Here is a 5,314-nt window from a genome sequence, read left to right on the forward strand (position 1 = left end):
GCGGCACCAGGCGCGCAACAGTTACAGGCCGAATTGACCGAGCTAGGCGCGCAGGTGCGCATTGTGGAATGCGATATCGCCGACCGCGATTCGTGTCGGCAGTTGTTGGCGCAGGTACCGCGCGAGCACCCGCTGACCGCACTGGTCCACACGGCAGGCGTGCTCGACGACGGTGTGCTCGGTGCACTGAATCCGAAGCGATTGCGAAATGTATTGGCGCCGAAGGTCGACGCCGCGTGGTATCTGCACGAGTTGACGCGTGACCTGGACTTGGCGTGGTTCGTGCTGTTCTCCTCGGTCGCCGGTGTGCTCGGTTCGCCCGGACAGGCGAATTACGCGGCGGCGAATGCCTTTTTGGACGAGCTGGCGGCGTTGCGGCAGCGGTCGGGGCTGGCGGCGGTGTCGATCGATTGGGGCCTGTGGGCCGCTGAGGCTGGCATGGGTGGCACCCTCGACACCGCCGACACCGCCCGCATCGGGCGCGACGGCGTGCGGCCATTGTCCACCGAGGCGGGGCTGGCTTTGTTCGATGCCGCTGTGGCACAGGCCGATCCTGTCGTGGTCGCGGCCGACTTCGATCGGGCCGCACTGCGCGCGGCCGCGCGCGTGGCGCCGATTCTCGGTGACATCGTCGGCGGCCGCCCAGCCGCGGCGCACGGATCCGTTGCGCCCGCTCCGTCGGACCTTGCCGGGCTCACCGCCGATGCACAGGCCAGGCAGTTGCTGGAAACCGTTCGGACACAGATCGCAATCGTGCTCGGGCATGGGCGGTCCGACCGGATCGATTCGGGCGCGAACTTCCGCGACCTCGGATTCGATTCACTGACCTCGGTCGAACTTCGCAACCGCGTCAAATCCGTGACCGGACTGCAACTTCCGGCAACCGCGGTCTACGACCATCCGACGCCAACCGCGCTCGCGCAGTACCTACACCGGCAGGTGGTCGGTGCGCGACCGGAAGGGGTGCTGCGGGAGCTGACGCGTCTGGAGGCGTCGCTGGCACAGCTCGAGCCGGACGACGATGTCCTGACGGAGGTGTCGGCTCGGCTGGAGGCGCTCATGGGGCAAATCGCGGCCCGCGGGCGGCCGAAGCCGGACGACGACGATCTGCGGTCGGCGAGTGCGGACGAACTCGTCGACATGATCCGACGCGAGTTCGGCAAGTCATGACCGGCGCGCACGCAGTGGGAAAGGGAAGTGCACGGTAGTGGTCACCGACAACGAACTGCTCGAGAATCTGCGGTGGGTCACGGCCGAACTGCGCAAGGTTCGCCAGCGCGAGCGTGAGCTGCTCGACGCCGCGCGGGAGCCGGTCGCGATCGTCGGTATCGGCTGCCGGTTCCCGGGTGCGGTGTCGTCGCGGCACGGTCTGTGGGATCTGGTTGCCGAGGGCCGCGATGTCGTCGGCGAGTTCCCGGCCGACCGCGGCTGGGCCGATGACCTGTACGACCCCGATCCCAGGGCACGCGGCAAGTCATACACCCGGACCGGTGGATTCCTTTATGACGCTGCCGAATTCGATGCCGAGTTCTTCGGTATCAACCCGCGCGAGGCGGCGGCGATGGACCCGCAACAACGGTTGCTGCTCGAAACCTCTTGGGAGGCACTAGAAGACGCGGGCATCGATCCGCACTCGTTGCGCGGTAGCGACACCGGCGTATTCGCCGGGGTAATGCAGCACGACTACGGATTCGCGGCATTACGCAGTGACCGCCGCGACGAAGTGGCGGGCTATATCACGGTCGGCGGGACGGCAAGCGTGGTATCGGGGCGAGTGGCCTACACACTGGGCCTCATCGGCCCGGCCGTGACGGTCGATACCGCGTGTTCGTCCTCGCTGGTGGCACTGCACCAGGCATGTCAGGCGGTGCGCTCCGGTGACTGCGATATGGCGCTGGCCGGTGGCGTCACCGTGATGGCAACGGCCGAGCCGATGTTCGTCGAATTCAGCAGGCAGGGCGCGCTGGCGCCCGACGGACGATGTAAATCGTTCGCGGAGTCCGCCGACGGCGTGGCGTGGGGCGAGGGCGCGGGGATCGTCGTGCTGGAACGGCTGTCGCGCGCCGAAGCCGAGGGACACCGGGTATTGGGCGTGATCCGCGGGAGTGCGGTCAACCAGGACGGTGCGAGCAACGGCTTGACCGCGCCGAACGGTCCGTCGCAAGAACGAGTCATCCGCACGGCATTGGCGAATGCGGGTCTGTCGCCCGACGACATCGATCTCGTCGAAGCACACGGGACCGGGACGCGGCTGGGCGATCCGATCGAGGCGCAGGCGTTGCTGGCCACCTACGGAAGCAATCGGGATCAGCCCGTGTGGCTGGGTTCGGTGAAGTCGAATATGGGCCACACTCAGGGTGCGGCTGGCATCGCCGGAGTGATCAAGATGGTGGAGGCGATGCGCCATCGGGTGATGCCGCGCACGCTGCACGTGGACGCGCCGACCTCGCGCGTGGATTGGGGCACGGGCAATGTGGAACTGCTCACCGAGCCGCGGACGTGGGAGTCGCCGGAGCGGCCGCGGCGGGCGGCCGTATCGTCGTTCGGGATCAGTGGCACGAACGCGCATGTGATCCTCGAGGAGGCTGCGGCACCGGCTCTCGAATCGGAACCGGTGGCGGTGCTACCCGTGGTGCCGTGGGTACTGTCCGGTCGTTCACCGCAGGCGGTTGCCGCCCAGGTCGATCGGCTGCGGACCTGGCTGTCCGCGAACCCCGCGGCGACGGCGCTCGATGTCGGAATCTCGCTCGCCGGACGAGCTCAGCTCGGACATCGCGCGGTGATCGTGGGCGAGGACCGCGCGGAACTGGTCGCCGGTTTGGCCGATATCGCCGCGGCGCGCGGCGTTTCCGGTGAAACGGTATTCGTCTTTCCCGGTCAGGGTGCGCAATGGGCGGACATGGGCCGCGAGCTCGCCGAGGTGTTCCCGGCATTCGCGGACGGCTTCGACGCCGCGCTGGCCGCGGTCGAGCCGTTCGTCGGCGGCGTTCCCGTGCGAAAAACGCTGTGGGGCAATGACGAACAAGGGGTTGCGGCGACGATTGTCGCGCAGTGCGGGCTGTTCGCGATGGGCGTGGGGTTCTCGCGACTGCTGGCCGCGTGGGGTGTCCGGCCCGCGCTCGCGATCGGGCATTCGGTGGGGGAGATCACCGCTGCCCACATCGCCGGGGTGCTGTCGCTCGCGGATGCGGCACGCGTGGTCGGCGTGCGTGCCCGGTTGATGGCCGGGCTGCCGAGCGGCGGTGCCATGGCTTCGATCGCGGTGGCGGCCGACGAGATCGGTGAGCTGCCCGCGGGTGTGTCGATTGCGGCGGCGAATACGGCCGGGTCGGTGGTGGTGTCGGGTCCGGAGGCCGGGATCGCCGAACTCGAGCGGCGTTGGGCCGAACGCGGCCCCAAGCGGCTGCGGGTCAGTCACGCATTCCATTCCGAGCTCATGGAGCCGATGCTCGACGAGTTCGCGGCGGCAATCGCCGAGATCAGGCCGGAACGCGCGCGAATCCCGGTGGTGTCGAATGTGACCGGACGGTTGGCCGACGCCGAGTACGGCACGGTCGAATACTGGGTGCGGCATGTGCGTGAACCGGTGCGGTTCGCCGACGGCGTGACAGCGGCAGTGGCCGCCGGTGGCACCCGATTCGTGGAATTGGGACCCGGCAGTTCGGCGTCGGCGATGGTCGCCGAAACGGTGGACCCCGCCGCGGCGACGACGATCCCGCTGCTGCGGCACGGACAGCCGGAAGCGCGCTCGGTGATATCCGGCGTGGGTCGACTGTGCACCGCGGGCGGTGCGGTCGACTGGGTCGCTTGCTTCGCGGGAACAGGTGCGCGGAGGGTGGATCTGCCGACGTACGCGTTCCAGCGGCAGCATTATTGGCTGACCGCGTCGCGCGGTGATGCTTCGGGTTCGGGGCTCATCGAGTTGCGGCATCCGGTGTTGGCTGCCGGGTTGGCGGAACCGGATTCGGGCGGGCTGCGCCTGACCGGCCGCCTCTCGTTGGCGGGCCAGCCGTGGTTGGCCGATCACCGGATGCTGGGGTACGTGCTGTTTCCCGCAACGGGTTTCGTGGAGCTGGCATTGCAGGCCGGTTCGGCGTGCGAGTGCCCGGTCGTTCGCGAGTTGACACTGCAAGCGCCCCTGGTCATTCCGGATCGGGGTGCGGTAGCTGTGCAAGTCGTCGTCGGCGGAGACACCGGTGCTGGCCAGCGTTCGTTGTCGGTGTATTCGCGGGTCGAAGGCGGCGACGGCGGGTGGGTGCGCCACGCCGAAGGGCTGCTGGCCACCGAACAGACGGTATCGGTGCCGATGGCCCCCGCATGGCCGCCCGCCGATGCGACGGAACTGGACGCGCAGGCCGGGTATGAGCGGCTGGCGGCAGCCGGGTACGGATACGGCCCGGCTTTCCGTGCGGTGCAACGTCTCTGGCGTAACCAGGAGGCACTGTTCGCGGAGGTGGCCCTACCCGATTCGGTGCAGGTCGGCGGGTTCGGTATCCATCCGGCGCTGCTCGACGCCGCGGTGCATGCGGCCGCGCTGGGATCGGTGGATTCGGGCGCGGAGTTGCGGCTGCCGTTCGCGTGGGAGGGAACCGCACTCTCGGCCGGTGAAGCGCGTCGGCTCCGTGTCCGGATTGCCTTGTCGGGCAACGATTTCGGGGAACTGGATGGCTTCGACGGTGCTGGACGTCCGGTGGTGTCGGTGCGGCGATTGGTGACGCGACCGGTCACCGTGGACCAACTGACTTTTGGTGCCGATCGGGAATCGGTTGCGCTGCAACAGGTGCAGTGGCTCGCGGTGACCGGTCGGCACGACGGCGCCGACAGCGGCCTCGTTCGGATCGTGGACCTGGCCGACTGGCGGTCGGGCGTCGACGGCGCGGCGGCGTCGGACATGCTAGTGGTGAATTGTTTTGGCGGGGAGAGCATTTCCGACACTGTCGTCGACGCGCTGGAGCTCGTGCAGTGGTTCGTGGCCGATGGACAGGTGAACCATGCGCGGCTGGTCGTCGTGACCGGTGGACTCACCGGCGGTGCGGTGCGCGGTCTGGTGCGCTGCGCCCAAGCGGAGGAGCCGGGGCGAATCCTGTTGGTGCACCTGCGCGGCGATGCCGGTGCGGTGGACCTCGCGGGACTGTGGGCGTTGGGGGAGCCGGAGGTGGCGATCCACGACGGCGAGATGTTCGTGCCCAGGTTGGCACCGGCGGGTAACGGTGCGCTGGTGCTACCGGAGGGTGACTGGCGGCTGGCGGTGACCAACAGTGGTGTGCTGGATGGCGTTGGGGTGGTGAGTGATTCATCTCTGAGCGGTGAGCTG

The 5,314-nt window shown here is 68.5% G+C and carries 2 protein-coding genes; both read left to right on the top strand.

Going from position 1 to position 5,314, the window contains the following annotated elements:
• The coding region (locus tag NA5_RS38550; RefSeq protein ID WP_157110903.1) for a type I polyketide synthase at positions 1 to 1,170 on the top strand (1,170 nt) is incomplete at its 5' end.
• Positions 1,171 to 1,207: 37 nt separating this feature from the next.
• The coding region (locus tag NA5_RS38555) for a type I polyketide synthase (RefSeq protein WP_157110904.1) at positions 1,208 to 5,314 on the top strand (4,107 nt) is incomplete at its 3' end.

The sequence above is a fragment of the Nocardia anaemiae NBRC 100462 genome (genome assembly GCF_001612725.1).
Taxonomy (GTDB): domain Bacteria; phylum Actinomycetota; class Actinomycetes; order Mycobacteriales; family Mycobacteriaceae; genus Nocardia; species Nocardia anaemiae.